This is a genomic window from Pseudomonas sp. S2_C11 (genome assembly GCF_054668395.1).
In genome coordinates this window covers 4,059,970-4,086,189 of record NZ_CP162765.1, presented here as the reverse complement: position 1 = coordinate 4,086,189, position 26,220 = coordinate 4,059,970, and the positions used below count along the sequence as shown (strand labels likewise).

General features: G+C 61.1%; 25 protein-coding genes. 9 read left to right on the top strand and 16 right to left on the bottom strand.

The genetic code is table 11. From position 1 onward, the window contains the following. Window positions 1-53: 53 nt before the first annotated feature. Entirely contained in the window at window positions 54-263 is a 210-nt protein-coding gene (locus AB4N48_RS18535) for a cold-shock protein (RefSeq protein WP_002554837.1), read from the bottom strand. Between the two features lie 355 nt (window positions 264-618). Between AB4N48_RS18535 and dcd the strand changes: the two genes are divergently transcribed. Both dcd and AB4N48_RS18525 read left to right on the top strand, forming a co-directional pair. After that, entirely contained in the window at window positions 619-1,185 is a 567-nt protein-coding gene (dcd, locus tag AB4N48_RS18530) for a dCTP deaminase (protein ID WP_007940589.1), read from the top strand. A 107-nt stretch (window positions 1,186-1,292) separates the two neighbouring features. After that, window positions 1,293-1,502, top strand: coding sequence for a hypothetical protein (locus tag AB4N48_RS18525; protein ID WP_016771389.1), 210 nt, complete (start codon window positions 1,293-1,295; stop codon window positions 1,500-1,502). 44 nt (window positions 1,503-1,546) lie between these two features. Here AB4N48_RS18525 and pdeM read toward each other — a convergent pair whose 3' ends face one another. The 10 genes from pdeM to AB4N48_RS18475 all read right to left on the bottom strand — a co-directional run bounded on the left by pdeM (window position 1,547) and on the right by AB4N48_RS18475 (window position 15,035). Next, window positions 1,547-2,200 (bottom strand): ligase-associated DNA damage response endonuclease PdeM, encoded by a 654-nt coding sequence (pdeM, locus tag AB4N48_RS18520; RefSeq protein ID WP_412070916.1) that lies wholly within the window; start codon window positions 2,198-2,200, stop codon window positions 1,547-1,549. Next, window positions 2,197-4,686: a ligase-associated DNA damage response DEXH box helicase gene (locus AB4N48_RS18515; RefSeq protein ID WP_460094147.1), complete on the bottom strand. Its 2,490-nt coding sequence runs from the start codon at window positions 4,684-4,686 to the stop codon at window positions 2,197-2,199. Before AB4N48_RS18515 ends, pdeM begins: the two co-directional genes overlap by 4 nt. A 195-nt stretch (window positions 4,687-4,881) precedes the next feature. Next, window positions 4,882-5,646 carry an ABC transporter ATP-binding protein gene (locus tag AB4N48_RS18510; RefSeq protein WP_056783337.1) on the bottom strand — a complete coding sequence of 255 codons (765 nt, stop codon included), beginning with the start codon at window positions 5,644-5,646 and terminating at the stop codon, window positions 4,882-4,884. Between the two features lie 12 nt (window positions 5,647-5,658). Next, window positions 5,659-6,777 carry a succinylglutamate desuccinylase/aspartoacylase family protein gene (locus tag AB4N48_RS18505; protein WP_457264172.1) on the bottom strand — a complete coding sequence of 373 codons (1,119 nt, stop codon included), beginning with the start codon at window positions 6,775-6,777 and terminating at the stop codon, window positions 5,659-5,661. A gap of 27 nt (window positions 6,778-6,804) precedes the next feature. Beyond that, window positions 6,805-7,515 carry an ABC transporter permease gene (locus AB4N48_RS18500; RefSeq protein ID WP_150743349.1) on the bottom strand — a complete coding sequence of 237 codons (711 nt, stop codon included), beginning with the start codon at window positions 7,513-7,515 and terminating at the stop codon, window positions 6,805-6,807. Next, on the bottom strand, window positions 7,512-8,240 hold the full coding sequence (locus AB4N48_RS18495; protein ID WP_016771383.1) for an ABC transporter permease: 729 nt from the start codon (window positions 8,238-8,240) through the stop codon (window positions 7,512-7,514). Before AB4N48_RS18495 ends, AB4N48_RS18500 begins: the two co-directional genes overlap by 4 nt. Before the next feature lie 56 nt (window positions 8,241-8,296). Continuing rightward, a complete protein-coding gene (locus tag AB4N48_RS18490; RefSeq protein ID WP_041478063.1) occupies window positions 8,297-9,079 on the bottom strand; it encodes a transporter substrate-binding domain-containing protein in 783 nt (260 codons plus the stop codon). Window positions 9,080-9,450: 371 nt separating this feature from the next. Then, the gene (locus tag AB4N48_RS18485) at window positions 9,451-11,139 is read right to left on the bottom strand and encodes an ATP-dependent DNA ligase (protein ID WP_460094146.1); all 1,689 of its coding nucleotides are present in this window, start codon (window positions 11,137-11,139) and stop codon (window positions 9,451-9,453) included. Next, the gene (locus tag AB4N48_RS18480) at window positions 11,136-12,170 is read right to left on the bottom strand and encodes a ligase-associated DNA damage response exonuclease (protein ID WP_041478061.1); all 1,035 of its coding nucleotides are present in this window, start codon (window positions 12,168-12,170) and stop codon (window positions 11,136-11,138) included. Before AB4N48_RS18480 ends, AB4N48_RS18485 begins: the two co-directional genes overlap by 4 nt. Before the next feature lie 414 nt (window positions 12,171-12,584). Continuing rightward, complete coding sequence (locus AB4N48_RS18475; protein ID WP_460094145.1) at window positions 12,585-15,035, bottom strand: penicillin acylase family protein; 2,451 nt, start codon at window positions 15,033-15,035, stop codon at window positions 12,585-12,587. Between the two features lie 201 nt (window positions 15,036-15,236). Between AB4N48_RS18475 and AB4N48_RS18470 the strand changes: the two genes are divergently transcribed. Next, complete coding sequence (locus AB4N48_RS18470; RefSeq protein WP_252868902.1) at window positions 15,237-15,794, top strand: cysteine hydrolase family protein; 558 nt, start codon at window positions 15,237-15,239, stop codon at window positions 15,792-15,794. A 199-nt stretch (window positions 15,795-15,993) separates the two neighbouring features. On the opposite strand, the gene AB4N48_RS18465 is transcribed toward AB4N48_RS18470, so the two are convergent. From AB4N48_RS18465 to AB4N48_RS18450, 4 genes are all read right to left on the bottom strand, one after another. Next, the gene (locus AB4N48_RS18465; protein WP_003198420.1) at window positions 15,994-16,197 is read right to left on the bottom strand and encodes an SEC-C metal-binding domain-containing protein; all 204 of its coding nucleotides are present in this window, start codon (window positions 16,195-16,197) and stop codon (window positions 15,994-15,996) included. Between the two features lie 5 nt (window positions 16,198-16,202). After that, window positions 16,203-16,688, bottom strand: a complete 486-nt coding sequence (locus tag AB4N48_RS18460) for an LEA/WHy family protein (RefSeq protein ID WP_024011906.1) — start codon at window positions 16,686-16,688, stop codon at window positions 16,203-16,205. Window positions 16,689-16,788: 100 nt separating this feature from the next. Then, window positions 16,789-17,265: a YchJ family protein gene (locus tag AB4N48_RS18455; RefSeq protein ID WP_041478058.1), complete on the bottom strand. Its 477-nt coding sequence runs from the start codon at window positions 17,263-17,265 to the stop codon at window positions 16,789-16,791. A gap of 4 nt (window positions 17,266-17,269) precedes the next feature. Further along, on the bottom strand, window positions 17,270-17,767 hold the full coding sequence (locus AB4N48_RS18450; RefSeq protein ID WP_252868904.1) for a DUF6231 family protein: 498 nt from the start codon (window positions 17,765-17,767) through the stop codon (window positions 17,270-17,272). Between the two features lie 199 nt (window positions 17,768-17,966). Here AB4N48_RS18450 and AB4N48_RS18445 point away from each other — a divergent pair, with 199 nt between their 5' ends. The 4 genes from AB4N48_RS18445 (at window position 17,967) to AB4N48_RS18430 (ending at window position 20,668) form a co-directional block, all read left to right on the top strand. Further along, window positions 17,967-18,662, top strand: a complete 696-nt coding sequence (locus AB4N48_RS18445; protein WP_016770616.1) for an OmpA family protein — start codon at window positions 17,967-17,969, stop codon at window positions 18,660-18,662. Between the two features lie 90 nt (window positions 18,663-18,752). Then, the gene (locus tag AB4N48_RS18440) at window positions 18,753-19,475 is read left to right on the top strand and encodes an OmpA family protein (RefSeq protein ID WP_056783354.1); all 723 of its coding nucleotides are present in this window, start codon (window positions 18,753-18,755) and stop codon (window positions 19,473-19,475) included. Window positions 19,476-19,635: 160 nt separating this feature from the next. Continuing rightward, entirely contained in the window at window positions 19,636-19,917 is a 282-nt protein-coding gene (locus AB4N48_RS18435) for a DUF1145 domain-containing protein (protein WP_016771375.1), read from the top strand. After that, window positions 19,910-20,668 (top strand): collagen-like triple helix repeat-containing protein, encoded by a 759-nt coding sequence (locus AB4N48_RS18430; RefSeq protein ID WP_073475903.1) that lies wholly within the window; start codon window positions 19,910-19,912, stop codon window positions 20,666-20,668. The genes AB4N48_RS18435 and AB4N48_RS18430 overlap by 8 nt, the downstream gene beginning before the upstream one ends. 200 nt (window positions 20,669-20,868) lie before the next feature. On the opposite strand, the gene AB4N48_RS18425 is transcribed toward AB4N48_RS18430, so the two are convergent. Next, window positions 20,869-21,333 (bottom strand): CopD family protein, encoded by a 465-nt coding sequence (locus tag AB4N48_RS18425; RefSeq protein ID WP_016771373.1) that lies wholly within the window; start codon window positions 21,331-21,333, stop codon window positions 20,869-20,871. 97 nt (window positions 21,334-21,430) lie between these two features. Between AB4N48_RS18425 and dinG the strand changes: the two genes are divergently transcribed. Together dinG and AB4N48_RS18415 are read left to right on the top strand one after the other, a co-directional pair. Continuing rightward, complete coding sequence (dinG, locus tag AB4N48_RS18420; protein WP_150636400.1) at window positions 21,431-23,575, top strand: ATP-dependent DNA helicase DinG; 2,145 nt, start codon at window positions 21,431-21,433, stop codon at window positions 23,573-23,575. 95 nt (window positions 23,576-23,670) lie between these two features. Next, a complete protein-coding gene (locus AB4N48_RS18415) occupies window positions 23,671-26,139 on the top strand; it encodes a beta-galactosidase (RefSeq protein WP_460094143.1) in 2,469 nt (822 codons plus the stop codon). The last annotated feature ends 81 nt before the right edge of the window (window positions 26,140-26,220 follow it).

The following is a 26,220-nucleotide window of genomic DNA, read 5'->3' as shown; positions in this document are numbered from 1 at the left end:
CACAAAAAAGCCCCGCTTTTAAGGGCGGGGCTCTTTTCTAAAGAAGCTACAAGTTAGATAACTTGTACTTCTTCAGCTTGCATGCCTTTCTGACCGCGGGTAGCGATGAAAGAAACCTGTTGGCCTTCTTTCAGGCTTTTGAAGCCGTCGGATTGGATAGCTTTGAAGTGAACGAACAGGTCGTCACCGGATTGTGGAGTGATGAAGCCGAAGCCTTTTTCATCGTTGAACCACTTAACGGTACCGGTTTGGCGATTAGACATGGTGTAACTCCTTGAACAAAGATAACTGCGACTCAGGAAGAACCCTGGCCGAGACTGAGTGCAAAGAGCAGGAAAAATTCTTGTAGATGGTTGGATCGAAATTCAACATATCGTGTAGAGATTCTCAGTGACACAAGCAACACAGTGACGCCACCTTAACCCTTTTTCCGGAACGTGCCAATGTTTCTTGCAAAGGATTCTGTGTTTTAGGGATCGGCGGTGCGACGGTTCGTCGCCACATCGCGTAAATACGGGGTGTTCGCCGAGAATTGCGTTGCGCACTTTGATCGCGGCGATGCGCCCGGTAAGATGCCGGACAGAATTTTTCCACCTCGCTATTCAGGACAAACCCGCCATGAGCATCAAATCGGACAAGTGGATTCGCCGCATGGCGCAGGAACACGGCATGATCGAACCGTTCGTCGAGCGCCAGATGCGCGGCAGCGACGACAGCCGGGTGATTTCCTACGGCGTGTCGAGCTACGGCTACGACGTGCGTTGCACCAACCACTTCAAGGTGTTCACCAACATCAACTCGGCCATTGTCGACCCGAAGAACTTCGACGCCGGCAGCTTCGTCGACATCCACAGCGACGTCTGCATCATTCCGCCGAACTCCTTCGCCCTGGCCAGCACCGTCGAGTACTTCCGCATTCCGCGCAACGTGCTGACCATCTGCCTGGGTAAAAGCACCTACGCGCGCTGCGGCATCATCGTCAACGTCACTCCGCTCGAGCCTGAGTGGGAAGGTCATGTGACGCTGGAATTTTCCAACACCACCAACCTGCCGGCGAAAATCTACGCCAACGAAGGCGTGGCGCAGATGCTCTTCCTCGAATCCGATGAAGAATGTGAAGTTTCCTACAAGGATCGTGGCGGCAAATATCAGGGCCAGCGTGGCGTGACCTTGCCGCGTACCTGATCGACCATCCGACGGATGTCGGGAATTCTTTGGCGGGCAGACACTCTATGGGGTGTACTGCCCGTTTTTGTTACACACAGATTCGGGCCTTCACTGAGGAGTGCCCTATGAAGATCGACCCGCGAATCAGCGCTGAACTGGCAAGGCTTGAGCCCAATCAGATAGGCGTTCTGGCCTGGTCGTTACTGGCGAATCCGTCTTTGAGCCTGTCCGGCGGCGTGCCCGGCCAGCCCGATCCCGATACTCCCAACGAACAACCGACCGAACCAGGCGAACCCACGCTGCCGGACGAGCCGCCTCCGGCGCCTGTCGCCTGATCCACCGGCATGGATATGGCCCGTCAGTCTGATCGATTTGCGATCTAGCTGACGGGCCATATTTCGTTGTCGCCGATCACGAAGACTCTGCAGCTGTCGTCGCGCTCGACCTGATAGCCGCCGGTAAACGCACCGAATGCCGGCATCAGGCTGATGCGCTCACCGAGTCTGAAACAAGCCAGGCGCAGACTCTGCCGACCTTTGCCATGCAGCCGATAGACCGGGTGCACGTGGCCGGCGAGCACGTGCCGTTCCGGATGCGCATCGGGCTCATGCTGCAAGGCAAACGGCCCCAATAACAGCGGCTCTGGCACCACGCGGATATTCAGCGATGCCGGTGGGTCGCCCGCGCGTTTGTCGTGGTTGCCGCGAATCAGCGTCATCGGCAGGTCAGCGTGCCGTGCGCGCCACTCTGCCAGCGCATTCAGCGTGGTCGGGACATGTGAACCAGGCCCATGCAGAAAATCCCCGAGGAAGATCAACTGGCGACACGGCAACCGCGCCAGCAACGCGTCGATTACCTCGATGTTGCTCGCCGTCGTGCCATGCGGCACCGGCTGGCCGAGGCTGCGATAGGCCGCCGCCTTACCGAAATGCACATCGGCGATCAGCAATGCTTCCTGCGCTGGCCAGTACAGCGCTTTCTCCGGCAGCAGCCACAACTCCTCACCGGCCAAACGCACCGGGTACGCACTCACGACGATTTCCCGTTATCAGCGGTTTTTTCCAGGTCACCGACCATTCTTCTGATCCTGTCAGCCAGTTTTTCCGAACTCATGCTCTCGCGCATCCGCTCCACCAGCAGCGGAAAACCCAGTGGTGTAGGACGTTTAACCTGATGCACGTCCAGTTTCATCTGATTGATGCGCTCCAGTGTCTGTTCCAGACGACGAATATCCAGTTCCTCGCGTAGGACTTCTTCCCCGGCCTGGGCCAAGAGCAGATTGTCGGCGTCGTATTGTTTGAACACCTGGAAAAACAAGCCACTCGACGCCTGCACCTGGCGGGTACTCTTTGGTGCGCCCGGATACCCGGCGAACACCAGCCCGGCGATCCGCGCGATTTCGCGGAAACGGCGCAACGCCAGTTCACCGGCATTGAGACTGGCGAGCACGTCCAGCAACAAGTCATCGGCATTGAACAGGTGCGCGTCCAGATGCGTGGCCCAATCCACCGGCGTGGCGCTGAGCAGTTCCAGGCCGTAATCATTCACGGCAATCGAGAAGGTCACCGGCTGGCGCTGACTTACGCGCCATGCCAACAGGCTCGCCAGTCCCAGATGCACTTGTCGCCCGGCGAACGGATAGAGAAAAAGATGCCAGCCTTCGCGGGATTTCAGCACCTCGGCGAGCAGATTTTCCGTGGTGGGCAAGCCGGACCAGCGTATCTGCGTCTCCAGCAGCGGACGCAGCGCGTGCATTTCCGGGCCTTTGAACTGACCTTGAGCAGCGGCGCTGAAGCGCGTGACCACCGCTTCGGCCAGTTCGTTGGATAACGGCATGCGTCCGCCATTCCAGCGCGGCACGGCAGCCTTTTTCGCGGTGCTGCGTTTGACGTAGGCTGTCATGTTTTCCACCCGCACCAGTTCCAGCAGGCGGCCGGCGAAGAGGAAACCATCGCCGGGTTTCAGTCGCGCGATAAAGCCTTCCTCGACGCTGCCCAGCTGTTTGCCGCCGCCGCCCTTGCTCCAGAATTTCAGGTTGATGCTCGCGTCGCTGACGATGGTGCCAATGCTCATGCGATGGCGCCGCGCCAGACGCGCATCCGGCACACGCCAGACGCCGTGTTCGTCCGGCTCGACCCGGCGGTAATCCGGATACGCTGTAAGAGACATCCCGCCATGGCGTACGAACGCCAGCGCCCAGGCCCAGTCTGCCGCTGTCAGGTCGCGATAGGCCCAGGCGCCTCGGACTTCTTCGTACAAGTCTCCAGGAATAAAGCCACCGCCAAGGGCCATGCTGACCAAATGCTGGACCAGCACATCCAGCGGCTTGAGCGGTGACAGGCGCGGCTCGATGCGCCGTTGCTCGACGGCATCGCGTGCGGCAACCGCTTCGATCAGTTCCAGGCTGTGAGTCGGCACCAGCGTCACCCGCGAGGTGCGCCCCGGTGCGTGGCCGGAGCGCCCGGCACGTTGCATCAAGCGCGCAACGCCTTTGGCCGAGCCGATCTGCAGCACGCGTTCGACCGGGAGGAAATCTACGCCCAAATCCAGGCTCGAGGTGCACACCACCGCTTTCAATTGGCCATTCTTCAACGCCTGCTCGACCCAGTCGCGGGTGTCGCGCGACAGTGAGCTGTGGTGCAACGCAATCAACCCGGCCCAGTCCGGCCGTGCTTCCAGCAGCGCCTGATACCAGATCTCCGATTGCGCACGGGTGTTGGTGAACACCAGGCTGCTGGCACAGGCGTCAAGTTCGGCCACCACCTGCGGCAGCATCTTCAGACCGATGTGGCCGGCCCAGGGAAAACGCTCGATGGCCGGTGGCAGCAGGGTGTCGACTTGCAGGGTTTTTTCGCTTTTGCCCTGAACACTGACGCCGCCGCCCTGTGGGATCAGCACTTGCTCGGCGTGAGATTGATTACCGAGGGTGGCGGACACGCCCCAGACGATCAATTCCGGCTGCCAATGACGCAGGCGGGCGAGAGCCAGTTGCAATTGCACGCCGCGTTTGTTGCCGAGCAATTCGTGCCATTCATCGACGACGATCATGCGCAGGGTCGACAACGCCGTGCGCGCATCGGCGCGAGCTAGTAGCAGAGTGAGGCTTTCCGGGGTGGTGATCAGCGTGGTCGGCAGACGCCGGCCCTGACGAGAGCGTTCGCTGCTGCTGGTGTCGCCGGTGCGCAGGCCGATGGACCACGGAATCTGCAATTCATCGACCGGGCTTTGTAAAGCGCGGGCGGTATCGGCGGCGAGGGCGCGCATCGGCGTGATCCACAGCACTGTCAACGGCTCGGCCGGCGGTTTGCGTTTGCGCGGTGTAGCCACGGGCGGTTGCAGGCGGGCGAAGCGGTTGAGCGCAGCAAACCACACCGCATAGGTTTTACCGGCGCCGGTGCTGGCGTGGAGCAACCCGGATTCGCCGTTTTTCACCGCCGCCCACACCTGTTTCTGAAAGGCGAACGGCTTCCAGTCGCGGGCGCTGAACCAGGTTTTTGCAAAGTCGGGGGATTTCGCCATGCCGGCTGCGTGCGCTCTGGAGGTGTTGTTTCAGAGACAGCGAAGCGGGGGGACAAGTTTAACTTTGTCGGTCGATGGATTCCCCCTGTGGGAGCGAGCCTGCTCGCGAATGCGATTGCACATTCAACATTGATGTTGACTGATAAACCGCTTTCGCGAGCAGGCTCGCTCCCACACAGGGGTGGGTTGCCAACCTTATTTAAGATTGCCGCTGAGGAACTGCTTCAGGCGTTCACTCTTGGGATTGCCCAGCACTTCTTCGGGCGCACCTTCTTCTTCCACCAGACCCTGATGCAGAAACAGCACCTGATTCGACACCTTGCGCGCAAAACTCATTTCGTGGGTGACCATGATCATCGTCCGGCCTTCCTCGGCCAGGCCCTGAATCACTTTCAGCACTTCGCCGACCAGTTCCGGGTCGAGTGCCGAGGTCGGTTCGTCGAACAGCATCACTTCCGGTTCCATCGCCAGTGCCCGGGCGATCGCCACGCGTTGTTGCTGGCCGCCGGACAGAAACGCCGGGTATTGATCGGCGACCCGCGCCGGCAAGCCGACTTTGTCCAGATAACGTCGGGCGCGATCCTCGGCTTCCTGTTTGCTGCAACCCAGCACCCGGCGCGGGGCCATGGTGATGTTTTCCAGCACGGTCATGTGGCTCCACAGGTTGAAATGCTGGAACACCATCGCCAGCCGCGTGCGCAGGCGTTGCAGTTCATCGGCGTCGGCAACGTGCATGCCGTGGCGGTCGGTGACCATGCGGATCGCCTGGCCATCAAGGCTCATGGCGCCGTCATTGGGTTGTTCAAGGAAATTGATGCAGCGCAAAAAGGTGCTTTTGCCCGAGCCGCTGGCGCCGATCAGGCTGATCACGTCGCCGGTTTTGGCCTTGAGCGAAACGCCTTTGAGCACCTGATGATCGCCATAGCTTTTGTGCAGGCCTTCAACGGTCAGTTTGTACATGGACGAGCATCCTCAAGGCGAAAGTAGGTAGCCGCTGCGATAGGCCTGGGCGCCCGCGACGTGGGCGATGACCATGCCGGCAGTGGCCATGCGCCGCAGCGAGCGCGCATACAGCAGGCCGGCGGCGGTGCAATGAATGGGGGTGACCTTGTCGTGGACCGGGTCGATGATTTCGGCGATCTGCTGGCCGGCTTCCAGGTATTGGCCGGGCGTGGCGCAGTACACCAGCAGGCCGCCGACTGGTGTGGTCACTGGTTCGACCCCGGCCAGCGGCGTGGCAGGGTACGGCAGTGGCGGTTGCGGCTTGGTCTCGCCGACGATGGCATCGAACTGGATCAGATAGTCGATCAGCGCCTGACAATCGCGGCTGGCCAGCGGGTGATTGACGTCGCCCTGGCCGCGCAATTCGACGGTCACCGAGAAGCTGCCCAGCGGAATCTCGAACTGCTCACCGAAGCGCTCGCGCAGTTGCCACCAGAGCAGGGTGAAGCACTCGTCGAACGATTGCCCGCCGGAATCGGTAGCGAGCAGACTGGCCTGGGCTTCGATATAGCGCGCCAGCGGCTCGACCTGCGGCCAGGCTTCGGGCGTGGTGTACAGGTGCACCACCGATTCGAAGTCGCAGTGCAAGTCCAGCACCATGTCGGCATCGCAGGCCAGGCGTTGCAGGGTCAGACGCTGGGATTGCAGTTGTGTGGTCGGCTTCTGACGGTCGAGGGCGTTGCGCAGGCTGGCACGGATCAGTTCGAGGTTGTGCTGCGCATCGTCGTTCAACTGGCCTTCGATGGCGTTGCCGATTTCTTCGCTGAGGTCGACGAACCAGCGGTTGAAGTTCTGCCCGCTCTCGAGGTCGTAACGGCCCAGCGGCACGTCCATCAGCACTTGTTCGAGGCCGACCGGGTTGGCCACCGGCACGAGGACGATTTCGCTGCGCAGGCGGCCGGCAGCTTCCAGTTCGGCCAGACGCTGTTTCAGGTGCCAGGCGACCAGCATGCCCGGCAGTTCGTCAGCGTGCAGCGACGCCTGGATGTAAACCTTGCCCTTGGCCTGCGGTGGGCCGAAGTGGAAACTGTGAATCTGCCGTGCGGTCCCCGGCAGCGGGGCCAGCAAGTCATGAATCTGGTGGCGCATTGTTATCTCTTTATTTTCAAACCGGTGCTAGTGAGTCGGCCCGAGGAAGGCCAGCCAGCGGCGTTCGGCGAGGCGGAACAGGCCGACCAGCGCAAACGTAATGGTCAGATAGATCAGCGCGGCGATGCCGAATGACTGGAAGGTCAGGAAGGTCGCCGAGTTGGCATCCCGCGCGACTTTCAGGATATCGGGAATGGTCGCGGTGAACGCCACGGTGGTCGAGTGCAGCATCAGGATCACTTCGTTGCTGTAGTAAGGCAACGAGCGGCGCAGTGCCGACGGCATGATCACGTAGGCGTACAACTTCCAGCCGGTCAGGCCATAAGCCTTGGCCGCTTCGACTTCGCCATGGTTCATGCTGCGAATCGCCCCGGCGAAAATTTCCGTGGTGTACGCGCAGGTATTGAGAGCGAAAGCGAGGATCGTGCAGTTCATCGCGTCGCGAAAGAAACTGTCGAGGATCGGCTGTTCGCGCACGGCGGCGAGGCTGTAGATGCCCGTGTAGCAGATCAGCAGCTGGATATACAGCGGCGTGCCCCGGAACAGGTAGGTGTAGAACTGCACCGGCCAGCGAATGTAGAAGTGCGGCGAGACGCGGGCAATCGACAGCGGAATCGAGACGACGAAGCCGATGCAGATCGAGGCGCTCAGCAGCCACATCGTCATCGCCAGCCCGGTGATGTTCTGGCCGTCGGTATAAAGGAAGGCGCGCCAATATTCCTGGAGAAGTTCGATCATCGTACGGCCTCCCGGGCACCGGCGGCGTAGCGGCGTTCGAGCCAGCGCAGGATAAAGTTCGAAGCACTGGTGATCAGCAGATAGATCAATGCGGCAAGGACCAGAAAGTAGAACAGTTGATAGGTGCTTTTACCGGCGTCCTGCGCTGCCTTGACCAGATCGGCGAGGCCAATGATCGACACCAGCGCGGTGGCCTTGAGCATGACCATCCAGTTGTTGCCGATGCCCGGCAAAGCGAAGCGCATCATTTGCGGAAACACCACGAAGCGAAAACGCTGGCCACGTTTGAGGCCATACGCGGTGGCGGCTTCGACCTGACCACGCGGCACCGCGAGGATGGCGCCACGGAAGGTCTCGGTGAAATACGCGCCATAAATGAAGCCCAGCGTCAGCACGCCGGCGCTGAACGGGTCGATTTCAATATATTCCCATTCCATATAGTCGGTCAGCGACGTCAGCCAGGTTTGCAGGCTGTAGAAGATCAACAGCATCAGCACGAGATCCGGCACGCCGCGAATCAGCGTGGTGTAGAGCTGCGCGGGCAGGCGCACCAGTTTGACTTTCGACAGTTTGGCACTGGCGCCGAGCAGGCCGAGCAACACGGCCACCAGCAGCGACATCGCCGATAATTTGATGGTCATCCAGGTGCCTTGCAGCAGCAACGGGCCGAAGCCCTGCAGACTGAACGAGGCCAGCCCCAGATTTTGCAGGAGGGTTTCAAACATAAATCAGCAACCTGAGCGGATGGAAAAGGCGCCCATCGAGGATGGGCGCCGGGGCATTATTTGCCGCTGTACAGATTCAGGTCACCAAAGTGTTTCTTTTGAATCTCGGCGTATTTGCCGTCGTCGTGTAACGCTTTGATACCTTTATCCAAAAGTGCTTTCAGCTCAGTGTTACCTTTCTTGATACCGACAGCGGTTTTGGCTGGCAGCAATTCGCTGTCGACCGGCTGGCTGATTTCATAATCAGCGCCTTTTGGCGACTTCAGAAAGCCCAGTTCGGCTTGCAGCATGTCCTGGATACCGGCGTCGAGACGACCGGAGGTCAGGTCGGAATACACCTGATCCTGGTTCTGATAGGCCTGGGTTTTCACGCCAGCCTTGTCCAGCACGGCTTTGGCGTAGGCTTCCTGAATGGTGCCTTGCTCGTAACCGACGGTTTTGCCCTTGAGTGAAGTGACGTCGGCGGTGATGCCGGAGCCTTTCTTGAACACGTAAGCGGTCGGGCCGGAAAACAGTTCGCTGGAGAAGTCGATGACCTTCTCGCGAGCCGGGGTCACGGTCATCGACGAGATCACACCGTCGAACTTGTTGGCCTTGAGGCCCGGAATCATGCCGTCGAAATCGCTTTCGACCCATTTGCACTTGACCTTCAGTTCGGCGCAGATCGCGTTGCCCAGATCGATATCGAACCCGACCAGGCTGCCATCGGCCGCTTTCGACTCGAACGGTGCGTACGAAGGGTCAACGCCAAAGCGCAGCTCTTTGTATTCCTTGGCCAGCGCGGAGCCGGCGGCCATGCACAACGCCAGTGCAGAAAGGGTCAGCAATGCTTTTTTCATTATTCAATCCCTAAGAACCAATATGAGCGCTTGTGGCGCAGAATTATTGTTACTGCAACGCTTACGACCTATAGAAAGTAGCAATTTCCGAACCAGAGTGCCGAACAGGTGTTTTAAAAGGTTGAGCGGAGAGAGGCAAGGGTAGTTGAATGCACGGAAACGGGCATTGCTGTTTGCATGCACTGTTTCGGTTCAAACGCGTAGCTGAGAGCAGGGAAAACTGTGGAAAGGAATTGTCCCCGATGACTGATCGTTCCCACGCTCCTGCGTGGGAATGCATCAACGGACGCTCCGCGTTCGGCTCTGGGGGGACGCAGAGCGTCCCGGGCTGCGTTCCCACGCAGAGCGTGGGAACGATCAGTGAAAAGGGGTTAGGCCAACAGATCCTGAAGGGTAGCGAGGCTGTCCGCTTCTTCGACGGTCTTGTCCTTGCGCCAGCGCAGCATGCGCGGGAAACGCACGGCGATGCCGCTCTTGTGCCGGCGCGACAGGGCGATGCCTTCGAAGCCCAGTTCGAACACCAGGCTCGGTTTCACGCTGCTGACCGGGCCGAATTTCTCCACGGTGGTCTTGCGCACGATGCTGTCGACCTGACGCATCTCTTCATCGGTCAGCCCCGAATACGCCTTGGCGAACGGCACCAGCGAGCGTTGACTGGATTCCGGCGGGCCGTCCCACACGGCGAAGGTGTAATCGCTGTACAGACTGGCGCGACGACCGTGTCCGCGCTGGGCATAAATCAGTACCGCGTCGACGCTGAACGGGTCGACCTTCCACTTCCACCACACGCCCATGTCCTTGGTCCGGCCGACGCCATACAGCGAATCGCGGGCCTTGAGCATCATGCCTTCGACGCCGAGTTTGCGTGACGCTTCGCGCTGGAGGCCAAGGTCGAACCAGTCCTCGCCGGTCAGTACCGGGGAGGGCAGCAGTACCGGGCTGTTGCAGCGCGCGATGACTTCCTCGAGTTGCGCCCGTCGCTTGACCTGCGGCTGGTTGCGCCAGTCCTCGCCCTGCCATTCCAGCAGGTCGTAGGCCAGCACTACCACCGGTACTTCTTCGAGAATTTTCTTGTCGAGCGTCTTGCGACCGATGCGTTGTTGCAGCAGGGCGAACGGTTGCACGGCCGGCGGCTCATCGGATTGCGGATCGAAGGCATCTTCGGTGGTCGGATGGGTGCTCTTCCACACGACGATTTCGCCGTCGATCACCGTGCCGTCCGGCAAGCGGTGGACCAGCACATCGAACTCGGGGAAGCGCTCGGTCACCAATTCCTCGCCGCGCGACCACACCCACAGCTTGCCGTCGCGCTTGACCACTTGCGCGCGGATACCGTCCCACTTCCATTCCACCTGCCAGTCGCTGGCGGGGCCGAGCAGGGCTTCGAATTCCTCGACCGGTTGCGCCAAGGCGTGGGCAAGAAAGAACGGGTAGGGCTGGCCGCCGCGCTGGGCATGTTCGTCGGCGGATTCCGGGGCGATGAGTTTCAGGTAACTCGCGGCGTTGGGCCGGTTCGACAGATCGGTGTAACCGACCAGACGCTGAGCCACGCGTTTGCTGTCGAGGCCGGCCATCGAGGCGAGGGCGCGAGTGACCAGCAACTTCGACACGCCGACGCGGAAACTGCCGGTGATCAGCTTGATGCACAGCATCAGGCTCGGCCGATCCAGTTGCGCCCACAACATCGGCAGTTGGCGCGCCAGATATTCCGGGGTTTCACCGCGAAGTGGCAGCAGCTTGTCTTCGATCCATTCGGCTAGACCGACCTCGGAGCTGTGGGAGTTTTCCGGCAGCACCAGAGAAATGGTCTCGGCCAGATCGCCGACGGCTTGGTAGCTTTCTTCGAACAGCCATGGCTCCAGTCCCGAAACTTCGACCGCCAGCTCTCGGAGTATGCGCACCGGTACCAGTTGCCGAGGCCGACCACCGGAGAGGAAATACACCGCCCACGCGGCATCTGCTGGCGCGGCCTGTGCGAAGTACACCTGCATCGCCGCCAGCTTGGCGTTGCTCGACGTGGTGGCGTCGAGTTCGGCATATAACTCGGCGAACGCTTTCATGGGGACGTCTCGGCAACGGTGGGTTCGGTGGCGATGTTGTCGTCTTCGTCATCGCCGTATTCAGTGGTGAAGCCTTGTGCATCCAGGCCCTGCTCGCGCAGATGACGTACGAGCACGCCGATCGAGCCGTGAGTGACCATCACCCGCTCCGCGCCGGTCTGGTTGATCGCCCAGAGCAGGCCGGGCCAGTCGGCGTGATCGGAGAGGACGAAACCGCGATCGACGCCGCGCCGCCGCCGGGTCCCGCGCAAGCGCATCCAGCCGCTGGCGAAGGCATCGCTGAAGTCGCCAAAACGGCGCATCCACGTGCTGCCGCCCGCCGATGGCGGAGCAATGACCAGCGCCTGGCGCATGATCGGATCGCTTTTTTTCACGTCGCCTGCGTAAATCGTCGGCGGCAGGTATACGCCGGCATCGCGGTAGACGCGGTTCAACGGTTCGACTGCGCCGTGGCTGAGGATCGGCCCGAGGGTTTCGTCGATGCCGTGGAGGATGCGTTGGGCCTTGCCGAAGGAGTAGCAGAACAGCACGCTGGCCTTGCCGGCGGCGATATTGGCCGCCCACCACTGATTGATCTCGGCGAAGATCTGCGCCTGCGGCTGCCAGCGGTAGATAGGCAGGCCGAAGGTCGATTCGGTGATGAAGGTGTGGCAGCGCACCGGTTCGAATGGGGCGCACGTGCCATCCGGCTCGACCTTGTAATCGCCTGACGCGACCCAGACTTCGCCGCCGTATTCCAGCCGCACCTGCGCCGAACCAAGGACATGCCCGGCTGGGTGAAAGCTCAGGGTCACGCCGTGATGGGTCAGGCGTTGGCCGTAATCAAGGGTTTGCAACTGGATGTCCTGACCCAGGCGCGCGCGCAGAATCCCGGCGCTGGCGCTGCTCGACAGGTAGTGCTGATTACCGGTGCGCGCGTGATCGCCATGGGCATGGGTGATCACCGAACGCTCGACCGGCCGCCACGGATCGATATAGAAATCTCCGGCGGGGCAGTAGAGACCTTCAGGTCGGGCAATAACAAGATCCATGTCGTGACCGGAATGGGGGGCTTGTTAGCTATGAGGCGGGCGTGAGGCTGGAAGTTCGATCGGCTTTGAAGCGCTACCCTTACCCCAGCCCTCTCCCAGAGGGAGAGGGGGCCGACCGAGGTGTCTGGTGAGGTACATCGACCTGGGGGACCGAGTTGAATATGGATCCGGCACAGCCTTGAACCTGATCCAATGTTGGATTCACCTCGCTTTGTAGAGGGGCCGACCGAGGTGTCTGGTGAGGTACATCGACCTGGGGGGCCGAGTTGAATATGGATCCGGCACAGCCTTGAGCCTGATCCAATGTTGGATTCACCATCTCTCTTTCAGGTCGGCGCAAGACCCAAGCATCCCCCAATCAGTCCCCTCTCCCCTCCGGGAGAGGGCTAGGGTGAGGGGCTGTTGATCTTTGCTCTATTTCCCGGGGGTGAGGGTCAAGCGGGTCTTGCCATACACCCGATCAAAGTTCTGCGGCTGCATCGGCAAGCCGATGTACTGACCTTTCAGCCATGCATCGATCCCGTTCAGGTAGTTCGGACTCAGTGGATTGCCCGACTGCCCCGTACCGTTCTGCGCCATCAGTGGCTCGCTCTGGCCGAAGTCGACGATAAAACGCATCGACGGCGCGCGCGTGGTAACGAAGTCCTGGCCCCAGGCAAACGCCGAGTTGTTCAGCGTGGTGTGATCGCCACCGGCTGCCAGTGGTCCGCGCACGGTCTGGCCGTTGCTGTTTTTCCACGCATAGCTGTGCAATTTGCCCCACTGCCAGGCGCGATGATCGCCGCCCAACTGGCTGTCGCCCGCTGTAATCGCTGCAGCGAGACTGCGGGCGAGAATCACCGCTTTGTCTTCCTTCTGCGGCGTGCGCAGGTCATCCCAGAACGGACTGTCCTCACGCCCCAAGAGATGATCGGCCTGCGCCGCGTAGGACAGATCGCCATTGGCGACAAAGGCCTTCCACGCCGGGCTCGACTCAGGACCCAGTTCATCGAGGAAGATCTGCTTCATGCTTTCCTGCAGAAACAGTTCATAAATCGCCGCATCCGCCGAGGTCGGGCTGAGCTTGCCGTCGAACGCCATCAAGCGCGTGAAGGCTTCGCGGGCCTTGCTGCGTTCGGCTTCCGGCAGGGCGTCGATCGCCTGTTTCAGCGGTTGCTTCATCCCCGGTGCTTCGAAGACTTTTTTCAGCTTGGCGGCGAACGTGGTGGTCTGGTCGTACTGCATGGCGATCACGCTGCGGCTGTCGTGCTTGCCGCTGCCGGCCATTTCCGCCAGGCGCTCGCCGCGCTCCGGTGCCGCCCAGGATTTCGACAACTGCATGCCGTAGCCGTCGGGAATTACACGCTGGTTGGCGGTGCCGAGCCAGCCTTGTGCCGGGTCCTGATCGTAGGGGTGCAGCATCGGGTCGGCGTAACCGTCCCAGTCGTAGCGACCGTCCCAACCCGGCGAGGGCAGCAGGCCTTCACCTTCGCGACGGTTGGGGAAGCGCCCGGTGACTTGCCAGCCGATATTGCTTGCATCGGCAAAGACCAGATTCAGGGTAATGGCGCGGATTTCACGGCTGGCGTCTGAGGCGCGCTCGACGTTCTGCGCGCGGGTCAGGTCGAAGAAGGCATCCAGGGTTTTGTCGTCAGTGAAGCTTGGCGTCTGCAAGGCGAGGCCGAAACCGTTGCCTTGCGCCGCTGCCTGGGCACTGTTGAGCAGCGCGCCGTGGCGGGTTTCGTACACGGCTTCGCGAATCGGCCGCTGGCCTTTGACGAAATAGGTTTCGTTGCGCACGCCCAACGGCTGCCATTTGCCGTTGACTTCATAAGTGAGGCTGCTGCCCTGACGGCGGATTTTCTCGAGGAACAGGTCCTGATTGTCGCCGAGCACGCTGGTCATGCTCCACGCCACTTTGCCGTTGAAGCCGCCGAGCACCATCGGCAGACCGGCAACCGTGACGCCGGCGGCCTGATATTTCGGCGCGCGGATCTGCACGAAACTCCACAGAGACGGTGCGGCTAGCGGCCCGTGCGCATCGCTGGCCAGCAGGCTCTTGCCGCTGCGGCTGCGTTGCGGGGCGATCGCCCAATTGTTCGCAGTCGGTGTGGCGAGCAGGTTCAGCGACGACAGTTGCTGGCTGGCGTTGCTCAATTCCGTCAGCCCCGGAATCTGCCCGTTGAGCTTGAGGCCTTGCAGTTTGTCGGCTTCAGCCACTGGCAGGTTTTCATCAGGCGCCGACGGGCTCAGCCAGGCGAGTTTGTCAGTGGTCACGGTTTGCGCGAGCACCAGTGACTGGATTTCCTCCGGCAGGTTGGCCGACTGGCTGAAATTCAGCAGGGCGAAAATCAGCGCCGAATCTTCCGGTTTCCAGTATTCGGGCTTGTAACCGCTGGCGGCGAGGTCGCCCGGCAACTTGTCGGCGTAGCGGAACAGGTAGGCGTTGACGCCCCGTGCATAGACTTCGAAGAAGCGCTTGAGCCGTGGCGACGAGGCCTTGTACAGCTCGCCGGCGCTCTTCTTCAGATTGACCGCGCGCATGTAGCGGTCGGCATCGAGCATCGACGCGCCAGACATTTCCGCCAACCGGCCCTGAGCCAACAGGCGCAGGGTGACCATCTGGTTGATGCGGTCGCTGGCGTGGACATAGCCGAGGCTGAACAGCGCGTCATGGAAGCTGTTGCTCTCGATCAACGGCATGCCCATCGCATTGCGCCGCACCGACACGTTCTGCGCCAGGCCCTTGAGCGGTTGCACGCCGGAGGTCGGCGGCAGGCTGTCCTGGGCGTTCCAGGTCTGGCAACCGGACAGGCCGAGGACACCGGCCACTGCTGCGGCAACGCCGAACCGGGGAAGAAAATGTGTAAGGGCTGGCGAGGCCATGGCGAAGCTCCTGCGGGGGTATAAGGCTGGGGGCGCAATAAAGCCGCTACGTTAGTGACGGCGCGAGGGCCGCGCAAGCGGGGCGAGTGGTTATTTATGCAGTTGTCGGCTGATCGGTCAGAGGCGTGACAGTTGCTTGTGGGAAAGCGCTGATGTTGAACTGCGGAATGAGTCCCGAGACCTGTCAGGAGAAAGATCGCTATGGAGCTTCAAAGCAACGCTGCGCTGATCATCATCGACCAGCAGAAAGGCATTCTGCATCCGCGTCTGGGGCGGCGGAATAATCCTCAGGCCGAAGAGCGAATGCTTGAGTTATTGGCGCTGTGGCGCCTGCGCGGGCGCCCGGTGATTCACGTGCAGCATTTGTCGCGCTCACCTGATTCGGTGTTCTGGCCGGAGCAGGACGGAGTGGAGTTTCAGCCGCGCTTTATGCCGCAGGACGCTGAATGGCTGATCCAGAAACAGGTGCCCGATGCGTTTTGTGCCAGTGGGCTGGAGGCGCAGTTGCGTGAGGCCGGGATCGGGCAACTGATCATCGTTGGTGTGGCGACCAATAACTCTGTTGAGTCGACGGCGCGCACTGCGGGCAACCTGGGTTTCGACACATGGGTGGCAGAGGATGCGTGCTTTACCTTCGACAAGGCCGATTATTTCGGCAAACCGCGTACCGCTGAAGAGGTGCACGGGATGTCGCTGGGCAATCTGCATGGGGAGTACGCGACGGTGGTCAGTGCTGCCCTGATTCTGACAGTCAACTGATAGACCTGTGGGAGCTGGCTTGCCAGCGATTGCGGTGAATCAGGCGACATCAATGCAGGGATGTGCCGCCCTATCGCTGGCAAGCCAGCTCCCACAGGGCTGCGCAGGTTCACAAAAATGTGTTGAGTGCAGATCAACTGTGGGAGCGAGCCTGCTCGCGAAGCGGTGTGTCAGGCGAAGAAGATCTTCGCCCGTGACATCAAGCGCCGTGGCACTTCTTGAATTTCTTGCCGTTGCCGCATGGGCAAGGGTCGTTGCGGCCGACGTCTTTCAGGGCGTTGCGCACCGGTTCCTGGTGGGCGTGGCCGCAGTTCGGGCCGTGGACATGGCCATGGTCGTGATCATGATGGTGGTCATGATCGTGGTTGCAGTCAGGGCCATGGACATGGGGTTGCTGGGTCATCGAGGTCACTCCGGAGTTAGATCGGCGGGGATTATCACGCCATTGCGCTCAAGGTGCACGTAGTGGGCGATGAATAAACCGGTTTCCATTTCCCCCTGCAATCGATAGGGAATCTGCTGGTTCGGATTTTTCAGCAGTTTCACCACCTGTTTGACCTTCGGCCACAGGTTGGTGCGGATCGGCACTTTGAAGTAAGCGCTGCGCTTTGGCCCGACGGTAAACCAGTGCTCATGCTCGCCCTCGGTGAGCAGCATGTCCGCCAGGTGAATCCGGTATTCGAGGCCGCGCACGGTCAGATCGCTGTCGTTGGGATTGTCGACGCGAAAGTGCAGGATGAATTTTTGCTCGAGCAGTTTGGCCCGCACCACCTCGACTTTCACCAGATGCACGGCAGGCTCGACGCTGTCATCGCTGAACCACGAGGCACAGCCGCCGAGGTTTACGATCAGCATCAACAGCAGGAAATGTAATGTGCGCCGACGACCGAGCATGAAATTGACTCCCTTTGTGCCCAGTCTAGACCTTAAAAGATTTCAGCCTTCGGCTAATCCCGTGGAGCTGCCGAAGGCTGCGATCTTTTGATCTTGGCTTTCAAGCGCCGAAATAACCCGAACAACACTTCTTGAACTTCTGCCCGCTGCCGCAAGGGCAGCCGTCATTGCGCCCCAGCTTCAGCTGCACCGTGGGATCGATGAAGTACCAGCGCCCGCCGTTCTGCACAAACGAAGAGCGCTCGCGATGGCTGTGCTCGCCCTGGCTGTCATGCCAGCGCGCGGTGAATGTCACAAAAGCGTGTTCCGGCTGGCCGCCGAAAACCTCCGAGCTTTCCACCTCAAGGCCGAGCCAGGTACTTTGCGCACTCCAGTCGCTGATCGATTGTCGGTTCAGCCCCGCCTGCTGCGCGGGCAGGGTGGTCGCCACCAGATAGTCGATCAGCCCCAGCACATAAGCGCTGTACCGCGAACGCATCAAGGCTTCGGCACACGGCGCCGGGTGGCCGTCATGATAAGGGCCGCAGCAGGCATCCAGCAGATTGCCGCTGCCGCAAGGGCAAATGGCTGTACTCATTGCATTACCACCAGTATTTCCCGAAGTTTTCCGGATTGGCCCAGAAGCGTGAATTGAGCCAGTCGGGGACTTGTTTGTAGTCAAGCAGATCGTAGGTGAACAGGGTCAGCACCTGCGCGTCGCGCTGAAAACGCTCGCTGGCCTGCAGTGCCAGCGAATAGAAGTCGGTTTCCTGCCAGCCGCTGGCCGCCAGATCCGCCAGCACTGCGATGCGACTGGTGTTGAGATTGCGGATGCCGCCCAACAGATTCAGGCCATCGCGTTTGGGCAAATGTTCCAGGCAATCGACCACCAGCGCCAGATCGAAGCGTTGCGCGGCCAGTTCGGCGGGCAGACCGCCGGGTGCGGCATGGGCGACCACGGTATCTGGATGCGCGTCCTTGAAAGCGCTCAAGGCGGGAAACTCGCTGGCGCCGATCAGCAGCAGTCGGGCCGGGGCGTAGCGATCCAGCAAAGCGGCCAACGCCTGTTGTGGCGTGCGCGAAGAAATGGCGACGTTCATCGAAGCTCCTCAGTCAGACCGCCAAGACTAGCCTGCCAGACTGCGTCGGCAAAGCGCCCGGTGGCGGTGGTTTTCGCCAAAAGAGGCAAACCCCTGTGAACACGGTCGCAAACAGCGGTGGCCTATTGCTGGCGGAGATTAAAACTCCGGTCTTTACTCCCTGAATCGGTTTTAAGCCGATCCCTCAGGAGAAAACTAGATGAGCATAGTTCGGACAGCATTACCCTTGGTTCTGCTAACCAGTGTGTTGACTGGTTGTGCAGGTTTGCAGAAAACCGACTGGCCGACCTGTGCGGCGGTCGGCGGTGTGGTCGGTGCCGGTCTCGGCGCGACGGAAAGCGCATCGTGGGCTGGCTACGGTGCACTGATCGTCGGCGGTACGGCAGCGGCTTACTGCTGGGTGCATGGCGATGGCGATGAAGACGGCGATGGCGTGCCGGACAGTCGCGACAAGTGCCCGGGCACGCCAAAAGGCGTGCAGGTCGATGCTGACGGTTGCCCGCCACCGACGCCTGCGCCAGTGGTCGAAGAAGCGGTTGTGGTCAAGGAAGAAACCATCGTCATTCGTGATGTGCATTTCGAGTTCGACAAAGCCACGCTGACCGGCCCTGACAAGCAAGTGCTGGACAAGGTCGCCGATCGCCTGAAACAGGAATCCTCTACCGCGCAACTGACCGTGACCGGTCACACCGACAGTGTCGGCAGCGATGCCTACAACAAGAAACTGTCGGATCGTCGTGCGCACTCGGTGGTGGAATACCTGATCCAGCAGGGCGTGCCACGTGCCAGCTTCGTTTCGGTGTCGGGCCTTGGTGAAAGCCAGCCTGTGGCTGACAACAAGTCGGCTGATGGTCGTGCACAGAACCGTCGCACCGAAATCAAAATCGTCCGCTAGCCCCTCTCGCATCCGCGGCTTGTGCAGTCGCGGATGCGGGTCTTTACTCCTGTGTAACCGGTATGGGCCGGTACACAGGAGCGTTCACAAATGCGTCTTTTCTCAAGGTCCGTCTTGCCGGTGCTGCTGCTTGGCAGCTTGCTCACCGGTTGTGCCACTCACAGCGATGGCACCGCCCCCCTCAATCAACGTACGTGGCCGATCTGCAGCCTGCTTGGCGGTCTGGTCGGCGGCGGTCTTGGCGCCATTGAAAGCGCCGGCTGGGCCGGCGGCGGCGCGGCATTGGGTATCGTCACCGGCGGGCTGATCTGTTACGCCCAGGATGGCGACGAAGATAGCGACGGCGTCTTCGACCGCCGCGACCGCTGCCCGGACACTCCGGAAAACACCGAAGTCGATCACCGTGGCTGCCCGCTGCCGCAATATCCGGTGGCAGTCAAACCGGTCGAACCGGCGCCGCAATCTGAAGTGATCACCTTGAGCGATGCCGGCAACGTGCTGTTCGATTTCGACAAGTCCGATCTGACCCCGGCGGCCAAAGCCCAGCTCGACACCTTGATGGACAAGCTGCGCAATGCCGATGTGGTCAGCATCAAGGTCATCGGGCACACCGACAGTAAAGGCTCCGACGCCTATAACCAGGCTTTGTCCGAGCGGCGCGCGAGCAGTGTCGCAGCGTATCTGTTGAGTCAGGGGCTGGCGCCGAACAAGCTCACCAGCGAGGGCCGAGGCGAGAGTGAGCCGGTCGCCGATAACGCCAGCGATGAAGGCCGCGCGGACAATCGCCGGGTCGAGCTGCACATCAATCGTTAGCAACCGTCTGTAGTACGCAGGCTAGAGCTGCCGGGTCGAGATCGTCGCCCCGGCAGCCATTTCATCCGCGTTTGCACAAATTTCATTTTTCCCTCTGGCTTATCCCCCGCAGAAGCCGGTACTGTGCGTGCAAAGAATAATTCGCAACACGGGGGAGCGTATGAAGGTGTTCTGGGGGCTGGGGCGTTTGCTGACCCTGCTGTTCTGCTGCGTGGTACTGGCCAATCAACTGGTGCCGTTTGTTCATCCGCTGCATCTGCTGGTCAATCTGGCCGGCGCTCTGTTGTTGCTGATTCATCTACTCGAAGTGCTGCTGTGCAATCGCAGCCTCAAGGGTCGTCCGCACCCTTGGCGTGATCGTGGCCGCATCCTGTTGTTCGGCGTTTTCCACCTGCAAACCATCCCGGCCCCGGCCGCTCCGGAGGCTTCTTCCCATGCGTAAACTCTGCCTGCTCGCTGCATTCATCAGTCCACTGGCCTGCGCCCAGGTGGTCAACGTGCAAAGCAATTCTTTGATGCGCTTGCCCAACACCACCAGCACGCTGCAACTGGAGAAACTGGAAGTCGCCGATTACGGCACCTTGCTGATCCCGTCCAACGTGACTGAATTGAACATTGATGAACTGCGCCTGGGCCATGAAGCACGTATTGCTATCGTTCCGGCTGAACAAGCGCTGGAAGTGAAGGTCAAGCGCGCTGAGTTGAGCGAGGGCAGCCAGATCACCGCGCGCGGCGCCCCCGGCACTTATGAAAAAGCGGCCCGGGCCGGGCGCAATCTGAATCTGCAATTTCAGGCCCTGAGCGCGCCGCAACTGACGGTCGATGCCCGTGGCGGCAGGGGCGCGCCGGGTTTCGTCGGCCTCGACGGCGGCAACGGTGAAGATCCGGGCTGCACCTATGGATCAGCCGGCCACGGCGCCGATGGCAGTGACGGCAGCGATGGCCAGCCAGGCGCACCGGGTGCGCTGGTGCGCCTCGCCGTACCACGGGATTTCCCGGCCGAGCTGATCAAGGTCAACGTGGCTGGCGGTGCCGGCGGCCCGGCGGGTGTTGGCGGCAAGGCGGGCAAGGGTGGCAAGTCCAAGGGCTGCCTGGTCTATCGCGCTGATGGCGGCAAGAACGGTAAGGCCGGTGCGGATGGCCAGCCGGGGCCGGTGGGAGCGGCGGGTTCGGTTACCGTGCAACGGCTCTAAAACTGCGACCCACTCTCTGATCAATAAAATGCTTTGGTGAGTGAAGATCTTTGGTGAGTGAAATTATGTGGCGAGGGGATTTATCCCCGCTGGGCTGCGTAGCAGTCCCGTTTTTGATTTTTAGAGCGGGGCCGCTTCGCGACCCAGCGGGGATAAATCCCCTCGCCACAACTGTGTTCACAGCAGAAAAATAGTGCGATTCAGAGCATCGGTCTCGCCGCCGCCACCGCCACCAGCACCAACCCGACCAGCAGATTGAGCCCCACCACCCGGCGAATCCGCCCCAGCACTGCCGCACCCGCCGGCCAATCCTTCGCCTCAACCGCCTTGCGTAACTCTGGCAACATCAACCCCTGAATGCGGATGAACAGCGCCGTCATCACCACATACAAACCGATCATCACCTGCACGTACTTCGGCGCGGTTTCAAATCCGACCTGCTGCAGATGCAACATGCCCACGCCGCTGATCGGCAACAGGATCACCGCGACCCAAACCCAACGGAAAAAACCTTGAAACACTTCCACCCACAGGGTCAGGCGAGCGGGGCCGTCCAGAGCCTTCACAGCCGCAGGGCGCAAGACCATCCAGGCGAAAAACATACCGCCGACCCACACCAGAGCGGCGAGGACATGCAGGGGGTAAACGAGGCTAAAAGGTGTCATTGGGTCACTCCGTTCTGCGCGGGATCGATTAGCGGGGTATGATAGCCGCCGAATCAAACCACTGAAAATTTATCCAGCGTTTTGCGCCCGACACTCAATGATCAGCACTGAACTCAAAACCACGATCCAGGGCGCCTATTCGCGTTTTCTAGAGGCCAAGAGCCTCAAGCCGCGTTACGGCCAGCGCCTGATGATCGCTGAAATCGCCAAAGTCCTCGGAGATATCGACACCGACGACGAGGGCCGGCGCAGTGGCGACCCCGCGATTGTCGCGGTGGAAGCCGGCACCGGTACCGGCAAGACCGTGGCCTACAGCCTGGCGGCGATCCCTACGGCGAAACTGGCCGGCAAGCGTCTGGTGATTGCCACCGCGACCGTCGCCCTGCAAGAGCAGATCGTCTACAAGGATCTGCCTGACTTGATGCGCAACAGCGGGCTGAATTTCAGCTTCGCCCTGGCCAAGGGCCGTGGCCGCTACATGTGCCTGTCCAAGCTCGACATGCTGTTGCAGGAAGGCCACGCACAAACCGCCACCGCGCAGTTGTTCGAAGAAGAAGGCTTCAAGATCGAAGTCGACGAGGCCAGTCAGAAGCTGTTCACCAGCATGATCGAAAAGCTCGCCGGCAATAAATGGGACGGCGACCGCGACAGCTGGCCGAACGCGCTGGAAGACGCCGACTGGGCGCGCCTGACCACCGATCACAGCCAGTGCACCAACCGTCATTGCCCGAACTTCGGCCAGTGCGCTTTCTACAAGGCTCGCGAAGGCATGGGCAAGGTTGACGTGATCGTTACCAACCACGACATGGTCCTGGCTGACCTGGCACTGGGCGGCGGCGCCGTGTTGCCTGACCCGCGCGACACCATTTACGTGTTCGACGAAGGTCACCATTTGCCGGACAAGGCCATCGGCCACTTCGCTCACTACACGCGCCTGCGTTCCACCGCCGACTGGCTGGAAACCACCGCCAAGAACCTGACCAAGCTGCTGGCCCAGCATCCGTTGCCGGGCGATCTCGGCAAGCTGATTGAGCAGGTGCCCGAGCTGGCGCGGGAGATCAAGACGCAGCAGCAGTTCATGTTCACCGCCTGCGAGCAGATCGCCGATTTCAAACCGGGCGAAGACGTCGAAGGCCGCGAGCGCCCGCGTCATCGCTTTGTCGGCGGGGTGATTCCCGAGGATATGCGCGAGATGGGCATCGAGCTGAAAAAAGGCTATTCGCGCCTAAACGACCTGTTTCAACGCCTGACCGACCTGCTCAAGGAAGGCATGGACGGCGAGGTCAACATCGGTATCGCCAGCAATCAGGCCGAAGAATGGTATCCGCTGTTCGGCAGCCTGCTGTCCCGCGCTTCCGGCAACTGGGAATTGTGGACCGCGTTCACCGCCGAAGACCCGGAAGACAGCCCGCCCATGGCGCGCTGGCTGACCCTGGCCGAAAGCGGGTCGCTGTTCGATATCGAGGTCAACGCCAGCCCGATTCTGGCGGCGGAAACCTTGCGTCGCAGTTTGTGGAACGTCGCTTACGGCTGCTTGGTGACGTCGGCGACGCTGACGGCGCTGGGCACCTTCGACCGTTTCCGCATGCGCGCCGGTCTGCCGAAAAAAGCCGTCACCGCCGTAGTGCCGAGCCCGTTCCATCATGCCGATGCCGGCGTGTTGCGTGTGCCGGACCTGAAGGCCGACCCGCGCGATGCCGCTGCTCACACGGCGGCGATCATTCGCGAACTGCCGGATCTGGTCGACGGTTCCCGTGGCACGCTGGTGCTGTTCTCCTCGCGCAAGCAAATGCAGGACGTATTCGACGGTCTCGACCGCGACTGGCGCAAGCAAGTGTTCATTCAGGGCAACCTGTCGAAACAGGAAACCCTGAACAAGCACAAGGCGCGGGTCGATGGCGGTGATTCCAGCGTGCTGTTCGGGCTGGCCAGTTTTGCCGAAGGTGTCGATTTGCCGGGGGCCTACTGCGAGCACGTGGTGATCGCCAAGATTCCGTTCTCGGTGCCCGATGATCCGGTTGAGGCCGCGTTATCGGAGTGGATCGAGGCGCGCGGTGGCAATCCGTTCATGGAAATCTCCGTGCCCGATGCCTCGCTGAAACTGGTTCAGGCCTGCGGCCGTCTGCTGCGCACCGAAGAAGACCGCGGCACCATCACCTTGCTCGACCGGCGTCTGGTCACTCAGCGCTACGGCAAGGCGATCCTCAATGCGTTGCCTCCTTTCCGTCGTGAAATATCCTGAGACACGGGTGGGCCGATTGGCCCGCCGCGTTGTCTATCTCTCTACCACCGCTTTTCCATTGGCCTTGACTGGTCGTTAGGGAGAACTCCGTTCTTATGATCCGCCGTTCGTTGCCCGCTGTTTTCGCCTTGATCTTTGCCGCGCCGTTGCCGGCCGCGCCCGCCGGTCAGCAGACGCTGTTCAACTTCGTACGCCCGGCCGACGTGGTCAAGGTCGCCACGGAAAACGCCGACCTGCCACAGGCCAATGCCGAACAGACCGCGGAAGGTGAAGTGCTGCGCCGGGTGACGTTCAACCCGGTCGCCCGCCCGACCTTGCGCCTGACCCCGCAGACCGGCGCTTGGGACTGGTCGCAGTCCGACATGATGACTTTGCGTCTGCAAAGTGCGATGAGCTGGGCGGTAACAGTCTATGTGCAGATACAGAGCAACGATGGCCGCACTCTGGTCAGCCGCGTCGATCTGCCGGCCGGCCCCGCGCAGACCTTGCTGGTGCCGCTGGTGGCTTCGACGCCGCTGAGCCAGGGCATGAAAGCCGGGCCGCCGATGCCGATGACCGTCGATGGCCAACGCATCCTGCTGGCCAGCAGCACTGGCGAGATCGACCGCAGCCAAGTGGTCTCGGTGAGTCTGTCGCTGGATCAGCCGAAAGTTGCGCAGAGCCTGTTGCTCGAGCGGTTCGGCGTGCAGGACGGCGAATCGGTGACGCGGGCGGTGTACGGCAATCTGGTCGACGCCTACGGTCAGTCAACCCGTAGTAAATGGCCGGAAAAAGTCAGCAGCGACGAACAACTGAAAAGCGCCGCCAGCAAAGAGCAGCAACAGCTGAATACGTGGCTGGCCGAGCGTGAAAAGGCTTCGCTGGACAAGTTCGGCGGCTGGAACAAAGGCCCGGCGTTCAAGGCCAGCGGATTCTTCCGCACGGAAAAACGCGATGGCCGCTGGTATCTGGTGACTCCTGAAGGCCACCCGTTCTATTCGCTGGGCGTCAATACAGTCAGCCCGCAGGTCAACCAGACCTACGTCGCCGGCCGTGAATACATGTTCGAATCGTTGCCGAAGAACGACGACCCGCTGGCCGCGCATTTTGGCGAGGGTGACAACCGTGGCGGCAATGGCGCCGACCAGGGGCGTGGCTACGGCAACGGCCGCTGGTACGACTTCTATGGCGCCAATCTGCAACGCCTGTACGGCGAACCGTGCAAGGCAGACAGCGACAACAAGGCCGGGATTGCCGAAGCGGCGAAGGCTGGGGCGGCTGAGGCCGGTTCGGTGCAGGCCGCTGAAACCGCAGCGGTGCCTGCCGAGCCAAAATCCGGTATTGCCGAAGCGGCGCAGACCGATGCGGTGCAAGCGTCCAGCGCGCAAACCACTCCGTGCACAGCCGCAATTGATGAAGAACGCTGGACCCGGCATACCCTCGATCGGCTGCAAGCCTGGGGCTTCAACACAGTGGGCAACTGGAGCGCGCCGTCGCTGGCGGATGCTGAGCGCGTACCGTACACCTTGCCGCTGTCGATCGTCGGCGATTACACCAGCATCAGCACCGGCAGCGATTGGTGGGGCGGCATGCCGGATCCGTTCGATCCGCGTTTCGCCATGGCCACCGAGCGTGCCGTGGCCATTGCCGCCCGCGATCACCGTGACGATCCGTGGCTGATCGGTTATTACGCCGACAACGAACTGGCCTGGGCTGGCCCTGGCGACGATCCAAAGGCTCGCTACGCACTGGCCTACGGCACGTTGAAAATGACCACCGACGTGCCGGCCAAACGCGCCTTTCTCAAGCAATTGCGCGACAAGTACCGCAATCAGGCCGGACTGTCCAAGGCCTGGGGCATCGAGTTGCCGGCGTGGGAATTGATGGAAGACCCTGGCTTCGTGCCGCCACTGCCGAACCCGGAGCATCCGGAGATCGAAGCGGATTTCAAATACTTCCAGAAGGTCTTCGCCGATACCTATTTCAAGACCATTTCCGATTCGCTGAAATGGCACGCGCCGAACCAGATGCTCCTTGGCGGTCGTTTCGCCATCAGTACCCCTGAAGCCGTGGCGTCCTGCGCACAGTATTGCGATGTGTTGAGCTTCAACATGTACACGCTCAAGCCGCAGGACGGCTACGACTTCGCCGCGCTGGCAGCCCTGGACAAACCGGTGCTGATCACCGAATTCAACTTCGGCTCGGCCGACCGAGGTCCTTTCTGGGGCGGCGTGACGCAGCTGGCCAAGGAGGAAGATCGCGGCCCGGCCTATGCCAACTTCCTCAAACAGGCGCTGAGCGAACCGTCGATTGTCGGCGTGCACTGGTTCCAGTATCTGGACCAACCGGTGACCGGGCGTTTGCTCGACGGCGAGAACGGCCATTTCGGTCTGGTAGGTGTGACCGATCTGCCGTATCAGGGATTTGTCGAGGCAGTGCGCAAAAGCAATCTGCAGGCGCTTGAGCAACTGGGCAAGGAGGCGCAGAAAACCCCGGCTGCGGAAGTTGAAGGCGGGCGCAAGGCCGAGGCTGGCAAAGCTGCGGAGGCTGCACAGGCGGGTGGGCATTCGGGGAATGGTCACTAGGTTTCAGACCGCGTTATCGTTCTTCGCGAGCAGGCTCGCTCCCACACTGGATATCAACAGCAGCGGAGATCCCCTGTGGGA